19 protein-coding genes are annotated in these 21604 nt (G+C 71.6%); 9 read left to right on the forward strand and 10 right to left on the reverse strand.

From position 1 onward, the window contains the following. Window positions 1-11 precede the first annotated feature (11 nt). On the forward strand, window positions 12-1040 hold the full coding sequence (locus ACQP09_RS11310) for an endonuclease/exonuclease/phosphatase family protein (protein ID WP_433398103.1): 1029 nt from the start codon (window positions 12-14) through the stop codon (window positions 1038-1040). Here the strand turns inward: ACQP09_RS11310 and ACQP09_RS11315 are convergent. Further along, window positions 1020-2033, reverse strand: coding sequence for a hypothetical protein (locus ACQP09_RS11315; RefSeq protein ID WP_433398105.1), 1014 nt, complete (start codon window positions 2031-2033; stop codon window positions 1020-1022). The genes ACQP09_RS11310 and ACQP09_RS11315 overlap by 21 nt on opposite strands. Window positions 2034-2332: 299 nt before the next feature. Here ACQP09_RS11315 and ACQP09_RS11320 point away from each other — a divergent pair, with 299 nt between their 5' ends. Next, a complete protein-coding gene (locus tag ACQP09_RS11320; RefSeq protein ID WP_433398106.1) occupies window positions 2333-2569 on the forward strand; it encodes a hypothetical protein in 237 nt (78 codons plus the stop codon). Between the two features lie 82 nt (window positions 2570-2651). Here the strand turns inward: ACQP09_RS11320 and ACQP09_RS11325 are convergent, their stop codons facing one another. Next, complete coding sequence (locus tag ACQP09_RS11325; RefSeq protein WP_433398108.1) at window positions 2652-4838, reverse strand: discoidin domain-containing protein; 2187 nt, start codon at window positions 4836-4838, stop codon at window positions 2652-2654. 218 nt (window positions 4839-5056) lie between these two features. Next, window positions 5057-7276 (reverse strand): discoidin domain-containing protein, encoded by a 2220-nt coding sequence (locus tag ACQP09_RS11330; protein WP_433398110.1) that lies wholly within the window; start codon window positions 7274-7276, stop codon window positions 5057-5059. A 247-nt stretch (window positions 7277-7523) separates the two neighbouring features. Here ACQP09_RS11330 and ACQP09_RS11335 point away from each other — a divergent pair, with 247 nt between their 5' ends. From ACQP09_RS11335 to ACQP09_RS11355, 5 genes are all read left to right on the forward strand, one after another. Then, entirely contained in the window at window positions 7524-8117 is a 594-nt protein-coding gene (locus tag ACQP09_RS11335) for an ArsR/SmtB family transcription factor (RefSeq protein WP_433398112.1), read from the forward strand. 105 nt (window positions 8118-8222) lie between these two features. Further along, on the forward strand, window positions 8223-9521 hold the full coding sequence (locus ACQP09_RS11340; RefSeq protein WP_433398114.1) for an MFS transporter: 1299 nt from the start codon (window positions 8223-8225) through the stop codon (window positions 9519-9521). A 109-nt stretch (window positions 9522-9630) separates the two neighbouring features. Further along, window positions 9631-10083: a carboxymuconolactone decarboxylase family protein gene (locus ACQP09_RS11345; protein ID WP_433398116.1), complete on the forward strand. Its 453-nt coding sequence runs from the start codon at window positions 9631-9633 to the stop codon at window positions 10081-10083. 50 nt (window positions 10084-10133) lie between these two features. Next, a complete protein-coding gene (locus ACQP09_RS11350) occupies window positions 10134-11342 on the forward strand; it encodes an MFS transporter (RefSeq protein ID WP_433398118.1) in 1209 nt (402 codons plus the stop codon). A gap of 276 nt (window positions 11343-11618) precedes the next feature. Continuing rightward, the gene (locus ACQP09_RS11355) at window positions 11619-12785 is read left to right on the forward strand and encodes an alanine--tRNA ligase-related protein (RefSeq protein ID WP_433398120.1); all 1167 of its coding nucleotides are present in this window, start codon (window positions 11619-11621) and stop codon (window positions 12783-12785) included. Between the two features lie 30 nt (window positions 12786-12815). On the opposite strand, the gene ACQP09_RS11360 is transcribed toward ACQP09_RS11355, so the two are convergent. Together ACQP09_RS11360 and ACQP09_RS11365 are read right to left on the reverse strand one after the other, a co-directional pair. Then, on the reverse strand, window positions 12816-13400 hold the full coding sequence (locus ACQP09_RS11360; protein WP_433398121.1) for a hypothetical protein: 585 nt from the start codon (window positions 13398-13400) through the stop codon (window positions 12816-12818). A 30-nt stretch (window positions 13401-13430) separates the two neighbouring features. Next, on the reverse strand, window positions 13431-14288 hold the full coding sequence (locus tag ACQP09_RS11365; RefSeq protein WP_433398123.1) for an alpha/beta fold hydrolase: 858 nt from the start codon (window positions 14286-14288) through the stop codon (window positions 13431-13433). 94 nt (window positions 14289-14382) lie between these two features. Here ACQP09_RS11365 and ACQP09_RS11370 point away from each other — a divergent pair, with 94 nt between their 5' ends. Continuing rightward, window positions 14383-14694 carry a hypothetical protein gene (locus ACQP09_RS11370; RefSeq protein WP_433398125.1) on the forward strand — a complete coding sequence of 104 codons (312 nt, stop codon included), beginning with the start codon at window positions 14383-14385 and terminating at the stop codon, window positions 14692-14694. Between the two features lie 164 nt (window positions 14695-14858). Here the strand turns inward: ACQP09_RS11370 and ACQP09_RS11375 are convergent, their stop codons facing one another. Continuing rightward, window positions 14859-16358, reverse strand: coding sequence for a DUF445 domain-containing protein (locus tag ACQP09_RS11375; protein WP_433398127.1), 1500 nt, complete (start codon window positions 16356-16358; stop codon window positions 14859-14861). A 160-nt stretch (window positions 16359-16518) separates the two neighbouring features. Between ACQP09_RS11375 and ACQP09_RS11380 the strand changes: the two genes are divergently transcribed. After that, the gene (locus ACQP09_RS11380; protein WP_433398129.1) at window positions 16519-17760 is read left to right on the forward strand and encodes an SGNH/GDSL hydrolase family protein; all 1242 of its coding nucleotides are present in this window, start codon (window positions 16519-16521) and stop codon (window positions 17758-17760) included. 169 nt (window positions 17761-17929) lie between these two features. Here the strand turns inward: ACQP09_RS11380 and ACQP09_RS11385 are convergent, their stop codons facing one another. The 4 genes from ACQP09_RS11385 to ACQP09_RS11400 form a co-directional block, all read right to left on the reverse strand. Then, complete coding sequence (locus ACQP09_RS11385) at window positions 17930-18646, reverse strand: DUF1707 SHOCT-like domain-containing protein (protein ID WP_433406556.1); 717 nt, start codon at window positions 18644-18646, stop codon at window positions 17930-17932. 118 nt (window positions 18647-18764) lie between these two features. Further along, window positions 18765-19784: an ABC transporter ATP-binding protein gene (locus tag ACQP09_RS11390; RefSeq protein WP_433398131.1), complete on the reverse strand. Its 1020-nt coding sequence runs from the start codon at window positions 19782-19784 to the stop codon at window positions 18765-18767. Between the two features lie 17 nt (window positions 19785-19801). Further along, complete coding sequence (locus tag ACQP09_RS11395; RefSeq protein WP_433398133.1) at window positions 19802-20689, reverse strand: ABC transporter permease; 888 nt, start codon at window positions 20687-20689, stop codon at window positions 19802-19804. Next, the gene (locus tag ACQP09_RS11400) at window positions 20682-21482 is read right to left on the reverse strand and encodes an ABC transporter permease (RefSeq protein ID WP_433398135.1); all 801 of its coding nucleotides are present in this window, start codon (window positions 21480-21482) and stop codon (window positions 20682-20684) included. The genes ACQP09_RS11395 and ACQP09_RS11400 overlap by 8 nt, the downstream gene beginning before the upstream one ends. Between the last annotated feature and the right edge of the window lie 122 nt (window positions 21483-21604).

Below are 21604 nucleotides of genomic sequence, written 5' to 3' on the forward strand. Positions count from 1 at the left end.
GACGGGAAGACATGGTGGAGCGGGTAGACGGGGGCGGGACGGCGAAGGCGGCGAGGGCGGCGAAGAGGCGGCGCCCGGCCGTCGGTGAAGGGCGGCGGGGGGTGGTGGTTGCCGGGGTCGCCGTCGGCTTGGCCGGGGTGGTGGGGCTTCATCGGGTGATCCCCAACTCCCCCGGACGCATCGGCAGTCTGGTCGAGTCCTTTCTCCCGTGGGTCGGCGTGGTCGTCGTCCTGTTGGTCATCGTCGGGCTTGTGCGGCGGTCCGGGGTCGCCCTGGTGGCCCTGCTTCTGCCGGTGGGCGTGTGGGTGCACAGCTTCGGTGGGTTGCTCCTGCCCGCGCCCGGCGCCGGGGCGCGGGAGCTGGTCGTCGTGCAGCACAACGTCAGTGATGTGAACCCCGATCCGGCCGGGACCGCCCGGGCGCTTCTCGCCGCCGGGGGTGATCTCGTCGCGTTGGAGGAGTTGGTGGAACCTGCGGTGAGTGTGTACGAGGGCGTCCTCGGGGTGGAGTATCCGCATCATGTCGTCCATGGAAGCGTTGGGCTCTGGTCCAAGTACCCCATCTTGGAGGGGCAGTTGGTGGACATCCGGCCTCGCGCGTTCGAGGCCGGGTGGAGCCGCGGGTTGCGGGCCGTCGTGCGGGCGCCGTACGGGGACGTCGCCGCGTACGTCGCTCATCTGCCCTCCGTACGCGTCGGGGCCGGCGGGCTTGCCTCCGCCGCGCGGGACGAGAGCGCGCGGATGCTCGGGGACCTCGTCCGGGGCGAGGAGGTGCGGGCCGTGGTCCTCGTCGGGGACCTCAACAGCACCGTCGACGATCGCGGGCTGGAGCCGTTGACCTCGCAGTTGAACGTGGCCGAGCGGGGGTTCGCCTTCAGCTTTCCGGCCGGCTTTCCGGTGGCCCGGATCGACCAGGTCCTCGCCCGTTCCGCCACCGTCGGCCACATCCGTACGCTGCCCGCCACCGGCAGCGACCACCTGCCCGTCGCCGCCCGTGTCAGCTTCAGCCCGCTCCCGGCCTCAGGCCGTCCTGCCCCGTAGCGCGTCCGCCTTCGCCACCGCCACGACGCGTTGGCGCCAGCTCATGTCCGGCGGGAAGTCGTACGCGTCCGTGTCGGCCATCCAGTTCCCGTAGGCCGTCGCCCTGCGGCACTCCGGGCACTCCGTCTCGTCGCCGAGCGGCCGGAACATGTGCTCCTCGGCGCTCTCGGCCGCGCACGCGATCAGGGCGCGGACCGGTGGAGGCGGTGGCTGCGGGGGTGCTGCGGGGGCGGGTGGTACCGGGCACTTGGTGGTCAGGCGGTGGCGCAGGAAGCCGAACGCCGAGCGCACGCCTCCCTTGGGGGGTGCGGCCAGCAGGGCGTGCCGCAGCTCCGACTCCGTCACGCCGCGCTCCAGCCACTTGACCGCCTTCCCCGCCAGAGCGCGCGCCTCGCCCACCCCCAGCAGCAGCTCGCGGCGGGTATGGCGCAGGGAGAGCAACACCCGCTCCGCCCGCCACAGTTGCGAGGAAGGGGGTGGTGCCTGCCCACCCGGGTCGCCCTCCGGTTCCGGTTCCCGAGGCTGTTCAGGGGCAGGAGGCGGTTCAGGTGCCGAAATCGGAGCCGCCGGTTCGGGGGGTTGGTTGGCGGGGTTGTTCTTCTCATCGTGTTCTTCCTCAGGTCCATAGCCGCCGACCGGCCGAGATGTCGGCTCACCGACCGTCGGGAACTGCGCACCCGGCGGCGGCGGGCAGGGAGGCTGCTCGGCGCGCGCCGACTGCCCTTCCTCCGGCGACAGCTTGGCGCGTACCGACCCGGCCTCGTCCCGCGTCAGCGGCGTACTGCTGAGGAGCTGTTCCGTCATCCAGCGGCCGCCGTCGCCCTGAGACCGCCACTCGTGGAGATAGCCGTTCTCGGCGAGTTGCTTCTTGGCCTGCTGGTACGAGCGGCCCTTCATGTCGAGCTTCCGGGCCAGTTCGCCCAGCGGGCGGTCGGTGGCGGAATCCTGGAGGCCCTGGACGTACAGCAGGAGCACCTTGGCGTCGCTGTTCATCCGCCGTGAACGTACGACGGTGTGCGGAGCCTTGGTCCAGCCCGAAGGGGGCGCGATAGCATGACGCAGCATTTCTGGTGGGTGCTTTCCACTAGGGGTGTAAGGCCCTCGGTGGGTGTTGTCGCACCTCCGGGGGCCGCCCTTCGCACGCGGGTGCGCACTGAGGGTGATGGCGCCGTCACCGTATCCCGTTCGGGCCATCCCCCTCCACACGTACATGCGTTCGGCCTGTACCGATGCCGAGTCCACACCGCGAGACCGCACGGTTAAACGGCGATGAGTGGGCAGGAAGTCCCGTCGTGAGTACTTCAGCGATATCCGCGTCCACGCCGATCTACGACCTCCTCGTCCAGGAGCGCGGCGACGCTCCGGCCGAGGCCCGCATCGCCGCCCAGCAGACCCAGGACGAGGCGCGGCAGGCGCTGGACTGGAGCAGCGTGCGGATCGCCGCTGCCCGGCGGGAGGAGCGTCCGTTCTCGGCGTTCGGCGGGCGTTCCGGGGGCGGTGAGGAGCGTCTGCGGGCTCTGCCGATGTGATGATGACGGGCCGCCGAGTGGGTACGACGCGCTGCGGGGGCCGCTCCGCCGCCGCGGAACAGCCCCCTGTGATACGCCCCTGTCAGCTGTAGATGCCGAACTCGTGCAGCGAGTAGCCCCAGCCCGTGCCCCGGGCCGTCAGGTGGAGCCTTACGTGGCGGGCCGTTTCGGTCAGCGCGATGGTGTCCACGTCACCGTTGCCGGTCGTCGTGGTGTGGACCGTACGCCAGGACGTGCCGTCGTCCGAGACCTGGACCTCGTACGACCTCGCGTACGCCGGGTCCCACACCAGCTGGAGGTTGCGGACCGGCGTCCGTGCGCCCAGGTCGACCGCTATCCACTGCGGGTCGCTCCAGTCGCTGGCCCAGCGGGTGTCGAGCCGGCCGTCCGTCGCGCGCTCCGGCGGGCACGGGCAGTCGCCGTACGAGGCCTGTGAGCTGGAGGCCGTGGTGCGCTTGCCGAGCGCGACGTTGGTGCCGGTCATCGGCGGTGCGACGACCTTGACCGACTTCGTCTCGATGCCCGCGTTGCCCTTGCCGTCCTCGGACTGGATGTAGACCTTCCACACGCCGAGCCTCTCCGGCGCGGTGACCGCGAACGTGCCGTTGCCCGTCGAACGGAACCGCGCCGGGATCAGCCCCTTGTCGCCGGTGGCGTAGTTGCCGCTGAGGAAGATCTTGTGCGTCAGCGGGTCGTTCTCCGGGTCGCGGATGTCCGCGCGGACCGTGAACTCCCCGCCCGCCGGGGCCGATCCGGCCGGTGTCACCGTCATGCCGCTGATCACCGGCGGCAGGTTGTCACCGGCGTTGGAGCCCGTGAACGCCCTCTTCACCGCGTAGTACGACAGCCGCTTCAGGCCGTCCGGGATCAGGTTGAACCACACGCCGCCGAAGTCATGCTCCAGGCCGTAGTGGAAAAGGGTCGCGCCGAGCGCCACGCCCTGGTGGCCCATGGTGCAGTCCCAGGCCTTGGTGTAGCCGTCGCGCTTCTGTACGTCGGTGGGCTCCTCCGGTACGCCGTTGGCGTCGTCCGGCACCTCCCACTCACCCGCCGGTCCGGTCTCGGTGATGATGTACGGCTTGGTGTAGCCGCCCTCCACCCAGTCCTGGCGGACGCCGCAGATGTCGCCGTACGCGTTCATCGAGTACAGGTCCAGGTCCGGAGCGTTGCGCTTGTAGTACGGCCAGGCGCCCGTCCACGCGTCGGTGGAGGTCACCGGGTGGTCGGCGTCGATGGCGTGGATCCTCTTGGCCGCGTCGTTGACGAAGCTCGTGTACGCGTTGCGCTGCGCCTCCAACTCGGCTCCGCTGTAACAGTTCTGGAGGCCGAGGACCGACTCGTTGCCGACGTTCCACATGAGGGTCGCCGGGTGGTTCTTGTACGTCTCGACCCACCTGGCGATCTCGGTGAGCATCGTCGACTTGTACGCGGCGTCCGTCACGTAGTTGACGCAGCCGCCGCTGCCGGGGCCGCCACCGGGCTGGAGCCAGAAGCCGTTCATGACGCGCAGGCCGTTGGCCGCGGCCGCGTCGAGCAGAGGCTTCGTGCTGGCGTCCGTGCCCCACGTCCGGACGGTGTTGACGCCCATCGACTTCAGGTCCGGCATGTAGCGCGGACCGTCCGCCATGGACGGGCCCCAGGTCAGCCCCTTGACCGTGTACGGCTGTCCGCCGACGGTGAGCTGCCACGCGCCCTGACCGCCGGTGACCTTGACCGCGCCTCCGGTCGGGGGCGGCGGGGTGTCGCCGAAGGTGCCGTAGACCTGGAACTCCCAGAGCGAGTAGCCGTAGCCGCCGGGGCGGGCGGTGCCGAGCATCCGGACGTAACGGCCGGAGCCGGTGAGCGCCAGGTCGTCGGTGCCACCGTCGCCGTCGGTGACCCTGCGGATCGTGGTCCAGTCGGTGCCGTTGTCGCTGGCCTGGATCTCGTACGCCTTGCCGTACGCGCCCTCCCAGGTCAGCACGGCGCGGCTCAGGTCGGCCCGCCGGCCGAGGTCGATCCGGATCCACTGCGGGTCGGACCACTGGCTGGCCCAGCGGGTGGAGGTGAGGTTGCCGTCGACGGCCTGCGCGGCGGAGAAGCCGTCGCCTTCCTGCGAGGAGGCGGTGGCGGTCTTGCCCTGCGAGATCAGGGGGTCGGCGGCCCGCGCCTCGGTGGGCGCGGCGATGACGGTGAGGGAGGAGGCGAGAAGGGCGGCGAGGGTCAGGGTGAGTGCGGGTCTGCGGAGGGACGGCAGGGCTGGCCTGCGGAAGTGGGGCATGGCTGGCATTGCGGCTCCTGAAGGGGGGTGAAGGAGAGAGAAACGAGAGGGACGGGGTTGGTGCGGGTACGCGGACGGCCGCCGTCGGGGAGGACGGCGGCCGTCCGTGGGGAGAGAGCCGAGCGGGGTGAGCGGGGAGCTGCCCCCGGGCCGGGGTCAGGCCCGGCCCGGGGAGTCGTCCCCCGCCCTGCGGGCCACCGCAGGGCGTTGCCCCCGCGGGGGACGGATCAGGGGAAGGAGACCAGCATGGACGGCACGGTGGAGGTGCCGGCCGGGACCGTGGAGGCTCCGGTGCTGTTGATGACGTGGTTGTAGTGGCCCATTCCGCCGAGCGACACCACCAGCAGGCTGTGGAACTTCACGCCCGGCTTCACCGGGGCCTTGAAGCCGTGGTCCTGGCGGATGGTGGGATCGACGTTGTAGTTGCAGTAACTGCCCATCCCCCAGCCCTCGTGGACGTCGACCGAGTCGTCGACCCGATAGGCGGCGAAGCCCTTCGTGTCGCCGTTCTGGATGGCAGCCTGGTTGGGCGCGTCGTACGCCTTCTCGTTCTGGTAGAAGATCGTCCGGCCGCGCTCGCCGTACCACTCGACGTCGTACTTGTTGAAGTGCTCCACGAAGAGGCCGGTGGCGAGGACGTCGTCGCCGTAGACCCGGACCCCGTAGTCGGCGCGGTTGGTCTCCCAGCCGACGCCCTCACCGTGGTCGGCGCGCCAGACCCAGGTGTGGTCGATGATCACGTCGTCGCTGTTGACGACGATGCTCGTGGTCGCCTTGCCCGCGCCCGCGCCGCCGATGCGGACGTAGACGTCCTGGATGGAGGTGGGGTTGGCGGAGTGGTCGGCCGAGGAGTTCTGCGGGCCGAGCTCCAGCAGGGTCGGCGAGTTGACCGTACCGGCGTCGATCAGGAAGCCGGCCAGCTTGACGCCGTCGACGTCGGCCACCTTCATCGCGGTGACGCCGTTGTCCGGGATGATCGTCGCGAGGCCGAGGCCGAGAACGACCGTGTCCGCGCGGTTGACGTTGATGGTCTGGTCGACGTGGTAAATGCCGGGCGTGAAGAGCAGGTTGAGGCCCTGGGACAGCGCCTGGTTGATCGTGGCGGCGGTGGCGCCGGGCTTGACGACGTAGAACTGGTTCAGGTCGATCGACGTGCCCTGCGGCGTACCGTTCCAGGAGACGCCGCGCGCGTTGGTGCGCTTGGCGGGGACGAAGACCTTGTACGTGTTGCCGTCGAGGTAGAGGAACGGCTTCTCGCGGGAGATCGGCGTGGTCTGGAGCGTGGTGTAGCGGGGCTCCGGGAACGAGGTGGCGGGTGCGCCTTCGACGCCGGAGAAGGTCTGGTTCCAGACGGAGTTGGACCAGCCGCCGATCGAGCTCTCGCGGGTGTACCACTGCTGCTGCGAGTAGTTGCCGACCTGGCCGTCGATCTTGGAGTCGGCGATGTAGCCGCCGCTGGCCCAACCGTAGCCGTTCGGGGCCAGGTTGAGGCCGCCCTTGACGTGCATGCGGCGGAAGGAGGCGGCCTGCGAGACGGCCCAGCGGTTGGTGCCGCTGACCGGGTTGATGGCCAGGTTCTCGGCCGAACGCCAGAAGTTCTGGGTGGCGTTGCCGTTGAACCAGCCGGCGTCGACGGTCACATCACCGTTGATGGTGGTGTCGTCGGGCTTGAGGCCGAGGCCGGAGATCGAGGTGTAGAAGCCGATCTCGGCGTTGAGGTTGTTGTACGTGCCGGGCTTGAAGAGGAACTGGTGCCGCCCGTTGCCGAAGTGCGAGGCCTCCTGCTGGTCGAACACCTCGTCCAGCTTGGCCTGGATGTTGGGCGTGGAGGGGTCGAAGACGTGCACGTTCGGACCGAGGTCGCCGCCGCCGGGCAGCTGCGGGCCGCCGGTGCCGCCGGACTCGCCGTAGACCTTGAACTCCCAGAGGGAGAAGCCGTATCCGGTGCCACGGGCAGTGCCGTACACCCGGACGTAGCGGGCGTTGCCGCTGATGTTCAGGGTGTCCGTGCCGCCGTCGCCGGTGGTGGTCTGGTAGGCGGTGGACCAGTCGGAGCCGTTGGTCGACAGCTCGATCCGGTAGCCCTTGCCGTAGGCCGTCTCCCAGTCCAGGACCACCTGGCTGAGCTGTGTGGTCGCGCCGAGGTCGACGCGGATCCACTGCGGGTCCGAAGCGGCGCTGGACCAACGGGTGTTGGCGTTGCCGTCGACGGCCGCGGTGGCCGGGGTGCCGTAGTTCTCCTCGCTGGAGGCGGTGACCGGCTTGCCCTGCGAGAGCAGTACGGGTGCGGCCTCGGCCTTCGTGGCGGGGACGAAGGCGAGAAGGGTGGCGGCCAGGGCGGTGGCCATCGCCGCGACGATGCCGCGGGTCACCGGCCTCGGTCTGGGGGTGCGGCGGCCGGTGCCGTAGGACACCGGGGCCGCTGGGGATATGCCGACTGCGGGCATGCGGGTGCTCCTCGAAATGGAACTACGATGGGAGAGCGCTCTCCCGGAACCTTGCCCGCCGCATCGGTCACGGTCAAGAATCCTGACACGACTTTTCTTTCGACTTGGATTAAGTCGATCCCCCCATACGGGAGCTGACGGGTGATCAGGCAGCGCTCAGGCGAGCATCCGCGACGGGCACCCGCCAAGCCCCCGAAGATAGGAAAGACTTATTGCGCAACTAACCTTTCGCATCTACGGTGACCGTATGCGACCCCAGCGCGAGCCCGAGCAGATCACCGACCTCTCCCGGCTGAAGGCCTTCACCAACCCACTGCGGATGCAGCTCTACCGACTGCTGTACGCGGCCGGGACCGCGACCGCCTCCCAGCTCGCCGAGCATGTCGATCAGGCCCCCTCGCTGGTCAGTTACCACCTGCGCAAACTCGCGGAGCACGGCTTCGTGGCCGAGGCGGGCGGGCACAGCACGGACGGCCGCGAGCGGTGGTGGCAGGTGGCGTCCGAGAAGGGGTGGGGCTTCCGCGACGCGGACTTCACGGGTACGCCGGAAGGAGCCGCCGCCGTCGGTGCGGTGCTGCGCGGCATCCTCGACAACCGCTCCGCCCAGTACCGCGCCTACCTCGACCAGAGCGCCGCCTGGGGCGAGGAGTGGACCGACGCAGCCTTCAGCTCCGAGTGGCTCATGGCCCTGACGACTGCCGAACTCGCAGAGATGAGCAATGAGTTGGAGGTCATCACCCGGCGGTGGCGGGAGCGCGGCAAGGCCGCGAGGGAAGCGGGCGACACCGAGGGGCGCGAGCATGTGTCCGTGCACCTGTACGGGTTCCCGTTCCAGCCCTGAGCCCTGAGCCCGTACGAGTTTCCGTTCCGGTCCTGAGCTCTGCGCCCGTACGGATTCCCGTTCCCGGCCTGTGCCCGGTCCTCACCCCTTACCCAGGGAGACCCCGTGTCCGCAGCAGAGACCGCCGTACCCGAGAGCCTCGTCGCGCCCCGGCCCGCCCACCGCGACGCCAACGTCCTGCGCTGGCTCGCCGCGCACACCGCCTCGCTCATCGGCGACAGCGTCTACTTCGTCGCCCTCGCCTGGTCGGCCCAGAAGGTGGCCGGGCCCGCCGAGGTCGGGCTCGTCATGGCCGCCGGGGCGTTTCCCAGGGCGCTGCTCATGCTGGGCGGGGGCGTGGCGGCCGACCGGTTCGGGGTGCGCCGGATCGTGCTCAGCAGCGACGCCGTACGGTGCGTCCTCATCCTCGCGGTGGCGGCCGGGGTCGCGGTCACCGCGCCCGCGGTGTGGATCCTGGTGGCGCTGGCCCTCGCGTTCGGCGCGGTCGACGCGCTGTTCGTCCCCGCCGTCGGGGCGCTCCCGCCGCGCATCACCACCCCCGACCAGCTGGCACGCGTGACCGGCATGCGTACGTTGTCGATGCGGGTCAGCCAGATCAGCGGCCCGCCGCTCGGCGGCCTGGCGATGGGGCTCGGCGGTGCGCCGGCCGCGTTCGCCGTCGCGGGGGTGCTCTTCGCCCTGTCCTTGCCGCTTCTCCTGACGGTACGGCTGCGGCCGTTGAACGTGCCGGACGTCGGCGATGCGGCGGACGTACGGAGTGATCCACCCGCCCCCGCCGGCGCCTGGCAGGACCTGTTCCGCGGCCTGCGCTACCTCCGCCGCCATCCCCTCATCGGCCCGCTCGTCGCGGTCATCGCCGTCAGTGAGCTCGGGCTCACCGGGACCCTCAACGTCGGCATGATCCTGCTCAACGGCGAGCGTGGCTGGGGGCCTTCGGGGTACGGCTGGATCATCAGCGGGTTCGGCGCGGGGGCCACCGTGGGGGCCGTCCTGCTCACCGTCGCCGGCCGGCTCCCCCGGGCCGGGCTGACCCTGGCCGGGACCCTGCTCGTGGGGTGCGTGGGCGCGGCCGCCATCGCCCTGGTCCCCGCGCTGCCGCTCGCCGTGGCACTGGCCGCCGCGTCGGGCCTGGCCATGGGCGTCTGCGGCACCCTGGCCAACGCCCTCGTCCAGACCGCTGCGGACCCCGCGTACCTGGGGCGGGTCACCTCGGTCGTGATGCTCACCTCGGTGGGCCTGGCGCCGATGAGCTACCCGGTGGTGGGGGCGGCCATCGGGGTGTGGGGGTCCCCGCCGGTATTCGTCGGGTGCGGGGTGCTCGGGAGCGTGGGCGTGGTCGTCGCGCTGGCGTGCGGGACGGTGCGGAGGGCCGAGCTGCCGGGCTCGCGCCCGTCGAAGGCGTGACGAGGTCCGGCCGGGCGGTGCCGCAGGTGCCGGGCTCCGGGAATTGACCCACGTTTCCGGTGTACAAATGCACCCTGCCCCAGGTCGCTTCCGTGCCTACGGTCCTTCCATGACCACGTTCCAGGTGCCTCAGCGTATGAACTTCTCCGCCGTCTCCCCCAAGGTGTTCAAGGCCGTCCTCGCCCTCGACGCCGCCGCCCGTGAAGGGTTCGACCCCGTCCTGCTGGAGCTGGTGCAGATCCGAACCTCGCAGGTCAACCGGTGTGCGTACTGCCTCAGTTACCACATCTCCGACGCCCGCAGGGCCGGGGAGTCGGAGGAGCGGATCCACCAGCTGACCGCGTGGGAGGAGTCGAGTCTGTTCACCGGGGAGGAGCGGGCCGCCCTCGCCCTGACCGAGGCCGTCACCCCCCTGCCTGCGGGTGTGCCGGACGCGGTGTACGAGGAGGCCGCGCGGCACTTCGAGGAGAAGCAGCTCGCTCAGCTGATCGCGCTCATCTTCACCACCAACGCGTGGAACCGGATGAACGTCACCACACGCAAGACGCCCGGCACCGAGTAGCCGGCCGCCGGATCCTCCGACCGTATTCCTGACGAAGGGCTGACCGAGCCGTGACCACCGTCGAGACCGGGGTGCCCGCCGCCGCCCCCGGCCCCTCCGCCGTCAAGGGCTGGCTCGCCGTGCTGGCGGTGACCCTCGGCATCTTCTCCCTGATGACCTCCGAGCTGCTCCCCGTGGGCCTGCTCACGCCCATCGGCACCGCCCTCGACGTGTCCGAGGGCACCGCCGGGCTGATGGTGACGGTGCCCGGCCTGGTCGCCGCCGTCTCCGCGCCGGTGGTCACCGTGGCGACCGGGCGCGTCGACCGCCGTATCGTCCTGGTGGTCCTGATCGGCCTGATGGGCGCGGCCAACCTGGCGTCCGCCTTCGCCACCAGCTTCACGGTGGTCCTCGTCGCCCGGTTCCTGATCGGGATCAGCGTCGGCGGCTTCTGGTCCATCGCCGGCGGCATCGCGCTGCGCCTGGTACCGGCCAGGCACGTCGCCCGGGCCACCGCCGTCATCTTCGGCGGGGTGGAGACCGCGTCCGTCCTGGGCGTGCCGACCGGAACGTTCCTCGGGGATCTGAGCGGCTGGCGTACGGCGTTCGGTGCCGTGGGAATTCTGGGACTTCTCTCCCTGACCTGCATGCTCTTCCTCATGCCGAAGCTTCCGGCCGGGCAGACGATCACGTTCGCGGCGCTGCCGAAGGTCTTCAGGAGCAACGCCGGCCTCCGCGTCGGCATCGCGCTCACCTTCCTGGTGATCACGGGCCACTTCCTGGCCTACACGTTCGTCCGGCCGGTCCTCCAGGGCGACGGGATCGGTGACAGCTCGGTCGGCGTGCTGCTGCTGACGTTCGGAGCCGCCGGTCTCTGCGGCAACTTCATCGCCGGAGCGCTCGTCGCCCGGCGGCTGCGGCGCTGTGTCATGGGCATCTCGGTGGTCCTCGCCTCGGCCATGACCCTCCTCGCGCTCGTCGACACCGACGCCTTCTCGGCGGGCGCCCTCCTGGTGCTGTGGGGCCTGGGCTACGGCGCGGTGCCGGTCACCTTCCAGACCTGGATCCTCGACGCCGCCCCGGACGCCACCGAGGCGGCCACCTCGCTGTACGTCTCCGCCTTCAACCTCTCCATCGCGCTCGGCGCCCTCTTCGGCGGCTTCGCCGTCGACGGCATCGGCACGACGAGCGTGCTGTGGCTCGGCGCCGGCCTGGCCGTCCTGGCCCTGCTGGTGGTGAGCGGCACGGCGAGCGGCGGGAGGGCCGAGCCGACGCCGTAGCCGAGGGTCCCGCCGTAAAGCCGAGGGTCCCGCCGTAAATGCGCGTGCCGGTACGGGCCGGGTCGCGTTACCGTCGTACCTATGAACGTCATCGGCCCCCGTACCACCGCGACCGCGCGAGCGACCAGCTCGCCGGTTGCCGCCGTCTGACCTTCTCTCCCCCGGCGACCGGAAACGGTCCGTCGGTGGTGCCGTGGCCCTTCGAGCCCGGCCGGGTGACCGCACGGTCCCGTTCTCCGGTGCCTCCACCCGCTGCCCCGCGAAGGAGCCACCCCCATGCGTACCGAACAGCTGGCCCGCACGTTCGTCGAGTACTACGAGGAACGCGGCCACCACCGGATCACCGGATCGACACTCCTGCCACCGCCCGGCGACCCCGTGCTCTTCACCACCTCAGGCATGCACCCGCTCACGCCGTACCTGGAGGGCCGGGCCCATCCGCTGGGGCGGCGGCTCGTCAACGTACAGCGCTGTCTGCGGACGACCGACCTGGACGAGGTCGGGGACGCCACGCACCTGACCGTCTTCGAGATGCTGGGCACCTGGTCGCTCGGCGACTACGGAGGGCCGCTCAGTCTGGAGTGGGGGTACGGGCTGCTCACCGAGGGGTTCGGGGGCGATCCCGGGCTGTTGTACGCCACCGTCTTCGGCGGCGACGAGCGGACCGGGCCGGACACCGCCTCCGCCGAGCTGTGGCAGCGCCTCGGCGTTCCCGTCGAGTTCACCGTGGAGGACAACTGGTGGTCGAACGGGCCGGTCGGGCCGTGCGGGCCCGACTCCGAGATCTTCCTGTGGAGCGGTGACGGCCCGCCCCGGTCGACGCCCACCCGCGACGACCGCTGGGTCGAGATCTGGAACCACGTGACGATGACCCACCGCCGGCTCGGCGACGGGTCCCTCGTCCCCCTCCCGCAGCGGAACGTCGACACCGGGCTCGGCCTGGAGCGGCTGGCCTCGCTGCTCCAGGGCAGGCCGTCGGTCTTCGACGGCGACGTCTTCGACCCCTGGCGCCGGCTCGTGCCCGGCCTGTGGAGCCTGGACGAGCCGTCGCTGCGCCTGGTCTGCGACCATCTGCGCTCGGCCGTCGTGATCCTCGGCGACGGCGTGCGTCCCGCCAACACCGGACGCGGTTACGTGCTGCGCCGCCTGGTACGACGGGTCCTCACCGTCCTCCGGCGCGAGGACCCCACGTACGGCGTCGGTGACCTGCCGGAGGAGCTGGTCCGGCACACGCTCGACCACTTCCGGCAGGAGATCCGCCCCGGTGACGCGCTCCGGATGCTGCGGGAGGAGGAGGACCGGTTCCGGCGGCTCCTGGAACGCGGGCGGCGCGTACTCGCCCGGCCCCGGTTCCGGGGTCCGCTGACCGAGGAGGACTTCCACCACCTCCACGACACCCATGGGCTGCCGCGCGAGCTGATCACGAGTCTCCGGGAGGAGTGAGCGGGCCGGCGCCGTCCGCCTCCGGCCGGCTCAGCGGTAGTCGTCCGGGTGGTCCTGCATCCATGTGTTGATGCCGTCGCGAGTCCCGACGATCTCGGAGAAGTGCTTCTCCAGGTGCGGCGTCGACCGGTCCTCGCCCAGCTTGCCGAACAGCGCCTTCATGTCCGCGAGCGGCTGCTTGAAGTGGCCCGGTCCCTTGGGGTCCGTACGCATCGCCTCGTCCAGCTCCGTGAGCTCCTGGGTGACCCGGCCGAGGAAGTACGCGCAGTCCCCCGCGCCCGGCGTGCAGGTGTCGTTCAGTGTGGCCTGGAGGGTCGCGAAGGCGTCGCGTACGAGCTCGGGGGCCGGTTCGGCGGGCGCGGTCGGCTCCTCCGTGGCCTCGGCCGCCGCCTGTTCGGCCTGGTCGGCGTTCTCCACGGAGTCGGCGTTCTCCGCCGGGTCGGCCGACGGCGGCGCGGTGGCGGACGGCTCCGCGCGGAGGCCGCCGTCGGTCTGCCCCTGGGTGCAGGAGACCAGCGCGGCCGCCGCCAGGACCGCAACTGCCGTGGTACGGAAGCCGGTTGCGATGGTCGTGGTTGTGCGTATGCCGCTTCGGGCAGTCGTACGTACAGGCATGAGGCCCCCCTCGTCGGAATGGGTCAGACCTTATACCGCCGTCTCCGGGCCCACCTGGTCCACCTCCGCCAGGAACGCCGCCAACTCCCCGTACACCGCCGCCGGATCGTCCAGGTGGACGTCATGCCCGGCGTCCGGGACCACGGCGATCCGCGTCCCCGGACGGCGCTCGGCCATGCGGTCCGCCTCCTGCTCCTTCAGCATCCCCTTCCCGGCCCGCACCACCAGCACCGGGCAGCGCACCTCGTCCCACGCGTCCCAGAAGTCGCGGTGGGCGTTCTCCTGGACCGTGGCCACCATGACGTCCCGGTCCACGCGCGGATGCAGGCCGCCGGGGCCCGGGACGAGACCCGCCGCCCAGGCCCGGCCCGCCGCCCCGCCGCCGAAGAACGCGGCCGCCGCCTCCGCGTCCGGGAACGGGACCGGCCACGAGTCCAGCCAGGCGCCGATGGTGGCCGGCAGCCCGGGGCTCGGGCCGTCCGGGCCCGCCTCGATCAGGACCAGCGCGCGCACCAGCTCCGGGTGGGCCGCCGCCGTGAGCAGCGCGGTGATCCCGCCCATGGACTGACCCACCAGGACCAGGCGTCCGGCGGGCAGGCCGAGAGCCTCGGCGACCTGGACCACGTCCCGTACGTGGGCCGCCCGCGAGACGTCCGCCGGGCGTCGCGTGCTGGCGCCGCTGCCCCGCGCGTCGAACGCGACCACGCGGTGGGTGGGCGTGAACCGGGCCGCCAGCGCGTCCCATTCGCCGCTGTGGCCGGCCAGGCCGTGCAGCAGGAGCAGCGGCGGGCAGCCGGTGCCGCCGCCGGTGTCGGTGACGTACAGACGTACAGGCGGGGCACCCTCGCCCTCGCCCAAGACCTCGATCAGCGTCGTGCCCGTTGCCATGTGATGCCCCCCTGCCCCGTCGGCGGCCGCCCGTCGGCACGGCCGCACCAGAGGCTAGCCTCGGTCAGGACACCGAATCACGGACAGGAAAGCGATGGTGGCGGCGATGGCGAAGGTTCCGGCAGCGGCGGTGGCGGCGGGCGGGCTCGTCGGAGGGTACGGCGTCGCCCGGTGGACCGGAAAGCGTCCGCTCGGCGGGGTCACGCTCGCCGCCGCCGGGTCGCTCGCCGCGTACGAGTGGAACCGGCAGGCCGGGCCGCGTACGGCCACCGCGCTGACTCTCGCGTACGTCGCCGCCTTCGCCGGGTCGCACCCGCTCGCCAAGAAGGTCGGTGCCTGGCCCGCCGTCTTCGCCGTCGCCGGTGGCGTGGCCGCCGCCTCGTGGGCCGTCACCCGCCGCGCATAGGCCCACCCGGGGGCCGAGGAACCCGGGGCCCGAAAGAAGTCCCCGCCCCGTTGAACACCCGACGCCCCGCCCCCGTACTACCGGGCAACTCCCCCGTGTAAGCCGGGTGCGTATCCGTACGACAGGACGGGTACGCACCCGGAAACCTCGGCCGGGAGTCGGGATCAGCCGCCCAGCGCCCGCGACACCGTGTGGATCGCCAGCCCCGCCAGCGCGCCGACCACCGTGCCGTTGATGCGGATGAACTGCAGGTCACGGCCGATGTGCGCCTCGATCTTCTTCGACGTCTGGTCCGCGTCCCAGCTCGCCACCGTCTCGCTGATCAGCGACGTGATCTCGGCCCGGTACCGCGTGACCACGTAAACCGCCGCGTCCTCCAGCCAGCCGTCGACCTTGCGCTGGAGCCGCTCGTCACCCGCCAGCTTGGCGCCCAGCGACATCAGCGACGCCCGGGCCCGCAGCCGGAGTTCGCTGCGCTCGTCCTCGGCCGCCGCGAGGATCATCGTACGGACGGAGGACCACGCCGAGGCGATGACGTCCTGCACCTCGCTCCGGCCCAGGATCTCCGACTTCAGCCGCTCCACCCGGGCCCGGGTGTCGGCGTCGCTCTGGAGGTCGGCCGCGAAGTCGGTCAGGAACGTGTCGATGGAGGCGCGCGCCGGGTGGCCCGGCATGTCCCGCATCTCCGTGACGAACCGCAGCAGCTCCTTGTAGACCCGCTCCCCGACCCGCTTGTCCACGAACCGCGGCGTCCACCCCGGCGCCCCGCCCTGCACCGCGTCCATCACCGAGTCGCCGTGCTCCACCAGCCAGTCGTGCGCCCGTACGCAGACGAGGTCGACGACCTTGCGGTGGCCGCCGTCCTCCACCACCCGCTCCAGCATCTTGCCGAGACCGGGGCCGACCTCCACCGCGTTGGCCCGGCGGGTGATGGCCTCACCGACGACCGCCTGGACGTCGGAGTCCCGCAGCACCGTCAGCGCGCCGCGCAGTGCCGTCGCCAACTCGGCGGTGACCCGGTCGGCGTTGGCCGGCTCCGCGAGCCAGGCACCGACCTTGCGGCCGACCCCCAGAGCGTGAATTCGGTCACGAATCACGTCTCCGGAGAGAAAGTTCTCGCCGACGAAGGAACCGAGGGACTGTCCTAGCTGATCCTTCTTGGTGGGGATGATGGCGGTGTGGGGGATGGGCAGGCCGAGCGGGCGCCGGAACAGCGCCGTGACGGCGAACCAGTCCGCCAGAGCGCCGACCATCCCCGCCTCGGCAGCCGCCGCGACGTAGCCCGGCCAGCCCTTCACCCCTGAGTGTTCCGCCCAGGTGGCCAGGACGTAGACCAGCGCGACGAACAGAAGGAGGCCGGTCGCCGTGAGCTTCATCCGCCGCACGCCGCGCTGTTTCTCCTCGTCGGCGGCGGTGTACGCGAACGAGGCCAGCGGACCGGGGCCGGGCGCGGCGCCCTTCCCGGTACGGGAGCCGGAGCCATCGCCGGTCGGTGCGGAGCCGGAGCCACCGCCCGTCGGCGCGGTGCCTGAGCCGCCGCCCGTCGTTCCCGGGCCCAGCTCCTTGCGGGCGTCGGTCCGTGCTCCGGACTCCGGTCCCCCGGAGTCCGGGTCCTGCCCTGACTGCTGCACCGCGTCCTGCTCTCCGGAACCGGTCGGTCCCATGCGCTCCACCCGTCCCACCCGTTCCAGCCGTCCGCATACGCCTCGCCCCCGCGACGTACGCATTGTCCCTACTTCCCCTACTCCCGGGGCGCATGTCGAGTTCCCCACGGCCTGTCGCATCATGGGACCAGCACGATCATCACAAGGAGAAACACCGCCCATGCCCAGGCGCCAGGAGTACGTCCTGCTCATCGCCCTACTGGCGGGCACCGCCGTACTCGCCGTCGCCACCGTCCTCTCCACGACGCTGTTCACCGGCCCCGGCGCCGCCCCGCTGCCGCCGGCCCAGACGCAGGCGGCGGCCCACAACCCGGTCGCCCCGGCCAACGCGGGCGGGAACTGGGTCGCCACCTGGACCACCGCGCCCGTCGGCGCGGAGCCGGACGCGGACAACGGGTTTCCCGGCAGCACCATCCGTAACGTCGTGCACACCAGCGTCGGCGGGGACGCCGCACGGATCACGCTCTCCAACCTCTTCGGCACCGCACCGCTCCTCGTCGACCAGGCCACCGTCAACACCCGGCCGGTGACCTTCGGCGGCGCCGCCTCCGTCACCATCGCGGCGGGCGGGCAGGTCGTCAGCGACCCGGTCACCGTGCCGGTCGCGCCCGACGCCGACCTCCGGGTCGACTTCCGCACCCCGCGCGCGAGCGGCCCGGTCACCTACCACCCGAACACCCACCAGACGTCCTCCCTGACCGACGGCCGCACCACCTGGTCCACCACCAAGTGGCGCTACCTCACCGCCGTGGACGTCCGCAACGAGGCCGTGCCCGGCACCGTCGTCGTCATCGGTGACTCCCTGACGGCGGGCAGCGGCTCCACCACCGACGCCAACTCCCGCTGGACGGACGTCCTCGCGGACCGCCTCGGCGGCCGGTACGGGGTCGCCAACGCGGGTATCGCGGGCAACCGGCTCCTCACCGAGGGCTCCGCGGGCCAGCCCGGGATCGTCCGGTTCGAGCGGGACGTGCTCTCGGTCGCCGGGGCGCACACCGTGATCGTCGCCCTCGGCATCAACGACGTGCAGCAGGACCCGCAGGAGCCCGACGCCGGGCGCATCGTCGCCGGCCTGCGCACCCTCGCCGAGCAGGCGCGGGCCCGCGGGCTGACGGTCGTCGGCACGACCCTGACCCCGTTCGAGGGCTTCCCCACCTGGACGCCCGAGCGCAACGCCGTACGGCTCGCGGTCAACGAGCAGATCCGGTCGGGAACGGTGTTCGACGCGTACGCCGACTTCGACGAGGCCGTACGCGACCCCGCCGCGCCGAACCGGGTGGTGGCCGCGTACGACTTCGGCGACCACCTGCACTTCAACGACGCCGGGTACCGGGCGCTCGGCGAGCGGGTGGACCTGACGTCCTTGGAGCGGGCCCGCACGCCGAGGTCCGACGAGCTGTGAGGTGACGTACGGGTAGGGGGTGGCGGGGCCCCCGCCCGGACACTCGGCCCGGGCGCTGGACCTTGGCGCTCAGCCCGGACACTCGGCCCGGGCGCTGGACCTTGGCACTCAGCCCGGACCGTAAGCCCGCCGCCGACCGCCCCTCAGCCCAGCTCCTTCCGCCGGCCCCTCAGCCCAGCTCCTTCCGGCCGCCGCCGCCCGCTCCTCCGTCCGGGCCCTCCAGCCGCTGCCGCTGGCGGGCCGCCCGCTCCGCCTCCCCGGCCTCCTTCAGGCGGCGGCGCTCCGCCTTCGTGCGCTTGCGCTCCACGCCGACGCCGCCCATCAGGGCCAGGCCGGTGATCGTGACGCGCGGGGCCTGCGGCGCGGTCTCGCCGTCCTCGTTCGGGCCCTCGCCGAAGCCGCCCATGATGCCGACGCCCCGGACGTCCACGTTCAGCTCGGGCGGGGCGGTCACATGGATGCCGCCCATGATCGCGAAGCAGCGGATCACCACCTCGCGGTCCTCGAAGTCCGCCTCACGCAGGTCGATCTCGCCACCGCCCCACAGCGCGAACGCCGTGAACTTCCGGGCCACCGTCCAGCGGCCCCGCCGGTTGAACCCGCCCCAGAGCGCGAACCCGCCCTTGGAGGTCGGTGTGGAACCGATCCGGGCCGGCCAGTCGGTCGCCGAGCCGCGCACCGGCGCGGGCGCGGAGGAGCCGACCGGGGCCACCGCCGTGCCGGGTGCCGGGAGGTCGCTGACGAGCGGCTCCAACTCCCCGTGCGTACGGGCCTTGTAGGCCGTGTCGAGGCGCTGCTCGAACTCGTCCATATCCAGCCGGCCCTCGGCCACGGCCTCTCTCAGCAACTCGGCGATCCGCTCACGTTCAGCGTCGGAAGCACGCATCTCCGGACGTTCACTTGTCATATCGCGCACCCTATTGAACGGACCCGTTCCCGGCACAGACCCGCAGGCCACGCAGGTCCACGCGTCGGCTCCCAACGAACAGCGGACGGCGGACGGCCTACGGCGCCGCCTCGTACATCCTCGCGATCACGGCCTCGATGTCCGGCTCCCGCACCGACAGGTCCATCAGCGGGTACTCCGCCGCGATCCGCGCCACCAGCGGAGCGGCCGACGCGGAGGCGGGGAAGGCGAGCCACTGGCGTACCCCCTCCACCTTCACCGCCCGCAGAACCGGACCCGCTCCCGACCCGGCCCCCTCCGACTCCAGGGAGATCGGCGGGAGTTCGCGCTCCAGGTCCACCACCAGCATCCGCTCGCTCTCCCCCACCTCATGGAGACCGGCGAGCGAACCGTCGTACATCAGACGGCCGTGGTCGATCACCATGACCCGGCGGCAGAGCTGCTCGATGTCGGTCAGGTCGTGCGTCGTCAGCAGGACCGTGGTCCCGCGCTCCGCGTTCAACTCCTTGAGGAACTGCCGCACTTTGGCCTTGGAGATCACGTCGAGGCCGATCGCCGGCTCGTCCAGGTAGAGCACCTCCGGATCGTGCAGGAGAGCCGCCGCGATGTCGCCGCGCATCCGCTGACCCAGGGAGAGCTGGCGTACCGGCACCTCCAACAACGCGCCCAGGTCGAGCTGTTCGACGCAGCGGTCCAGGTTCTCGCGGTAACGGCGGTCCGGGATACGGTACATGCGGTGCATCAGCCGGTACGAGTCGCGCAGCGGCAGGTCCCACCAGAGGGTCGTCCGCTGGCCGAAGACCACACCGATACGGTGCGCGAGCCGCGTACGTTCCCGGGACGGGTCGATGCCCGCCACCCGCAGGTGGCCGCCGCTCGGCGTGAGGATGCCCGTCAGCATCTTGATCGTGGTCGACTTGCCGGCCCCGTTCGGGCCGATGTAGCCGACCATCTCGCCGCGCGCGACCTGGAAGCTGATGCCGTCCACGGCCCGCACCTCGTGCCGCTCCCGGCGCAGCGGGCCGGCCTTCCGCCGGACCTGGAAGACCTTCTCGACACCGTCGAGGGTGATGAAGCCGCCACCACCCGTGCCCTGCTCCGTGAACCCGTCCACCATGCCCAACTCCCTCTCCCTCAACTGCCCGTACTCCGGTACGTCCGCAGCGCCGCCCGCCACGCCAGCCCGGCCAGCGCACCGAACGCCACGGCCACCACCGGCGGCAGGAACGCCACCCACTGCGGAAGGTCCAGCGGATACTCCCGGCCCAGCACGTACAGCGTCGGCAGCCAGCTGACGAAGGCCAGCGGCACCACGAACGTCACCCCGCGCACCAGGTCCTTCGCGAAGATCGTCGGCGGGTACTGGAGCAGCGTCGCCCCGCCGTACGTGAAGGCGCTCTGCACCTGCGAGGCGTCCTGCGCGACGAACTGGAACGCCGCCCCGGCCACGAAGACCGCGCCGAAGACCGCCGCACCGCTGATCACCATCACCGGCAGCATCACTACCTTCAGCGGCGTCCACGCGATGTCCAGCGTCACCAGCGCGTAGACCAGCACCGCGAGCCCCTGGACGATCCGCCCGAGCCGACGCAGCGCGAACCGGTCCGCCGCCACCTGCGCCAGCACCGGGACCGGGCGTACGAGCAGGGTGTCGAGCGTGCCGTCCCGGACCCGGCGGCCCAGCCGCTCCATCGATCCCAGCAGCAGGTCGCACAGGCCGAACGCCGTCGCGGACACCCCGTACAGCAGGGCGATCTCCGGGAGCGTGTAGCCGCCCAGTGCGTCGACGTGGGTGAACATCAGCACGATCGTGAGGAAGTCGAACGCCGTCACCGCGAGGTTCCCGAACGTCGTCATAACGAACGAGGCCCGGTACGCCATCGTCGAGCGCACCCACATCGCCACGATCAGCCCGTACGCCCGCAGCCCCTCCAGCAGCCGGGGCCGCTCCTCGTAAGCGAAGTACGCGGAGCCTCCCGGCTCCCGGCCCTCCTCCGGCCGCACCGCCACCGTCTCAGCCACCCTGCACCACCACCCTCCTCGTCGCCACGGACTGGAGCAGCCGCCCCGCCAGCAGCAGCGCCACCGCCCAGGCCCCCTGGAACGCGTACGCCTCCACCAGCCCCCACCCCGTGTGCTTGCCGAGGTACACATCGGCCGGGATCTGGAGCAGCGAGGACCACGGCAGCATCCGGGCCACCTCGCCCAGCAGGCCCGGAAAGAGCGGCAGCGGCAGCAGCATCCCGGAGAAGAACAGCCCCAGCAGCCAGGCCATCTGGCTCGCGCCCGCGCCGTCCAGCAGCCAGAACGCCGACAGCGCGACCAGGTAGCGCACGGCGAAGCTCACGATGATGCCCAGCAGCACGGAAAGCAGGAACGCCGGCCAGATCCACGCCGAGCCGGGGAGCGCGATGTCGAAGGCGAGCGCCCCCGCGAGCATCGGCACCACCCCGCGCCCCATCAACTGGAACGCCGCCCGGCCCAGGTCGCCCGCCAGCCACCACAGCTGGAGGTCCACCGGGCGGTACAGGTCCACGGCGATGTCGCCCGTACGGATCCGCTCCGTCAGCTCGTCCTCGAAGCCGCCGCCCATCATCGCGCAGGCCGCCAGGAGGCCCTGCCCGATCCAGACGTACGCCAGCGCCTGGGCCATGTCGTACCCGCCGAGCTGCGGTCTTGCGTCCCACAGGGCGATGTAGGTGTACGCCAGGATGAAGCCGAAGACGGTGTTGGTGAACACCCCCGCGGCCGTCGCCGTCCGGTAGGTGGCGTAGCGCCGGAACCCGCCCGCCGCCACCACTGCGTACAGCCGCACGCCGTCCCCTCTCCCCCGCACCCGCCGCCACCGGAAGGGTCCACTCCCGGTTCCGGACACCAAAGCGCACGACCCTAGTGCACGGGCGGAGGCCGCCGCGACGGCTTTTCGAGGGGCGCGAA

Origin of the sequence: Streptomyces sp. CA-146814 (genome assembly GCF_050942385.1) — a bacterium.
Taxonomy (GTDB): domain Bacteria; phylum Actinomycetota; class Actinomycetes; order Streptomycetales; family Streptomycetaceae; genus Streptomyces.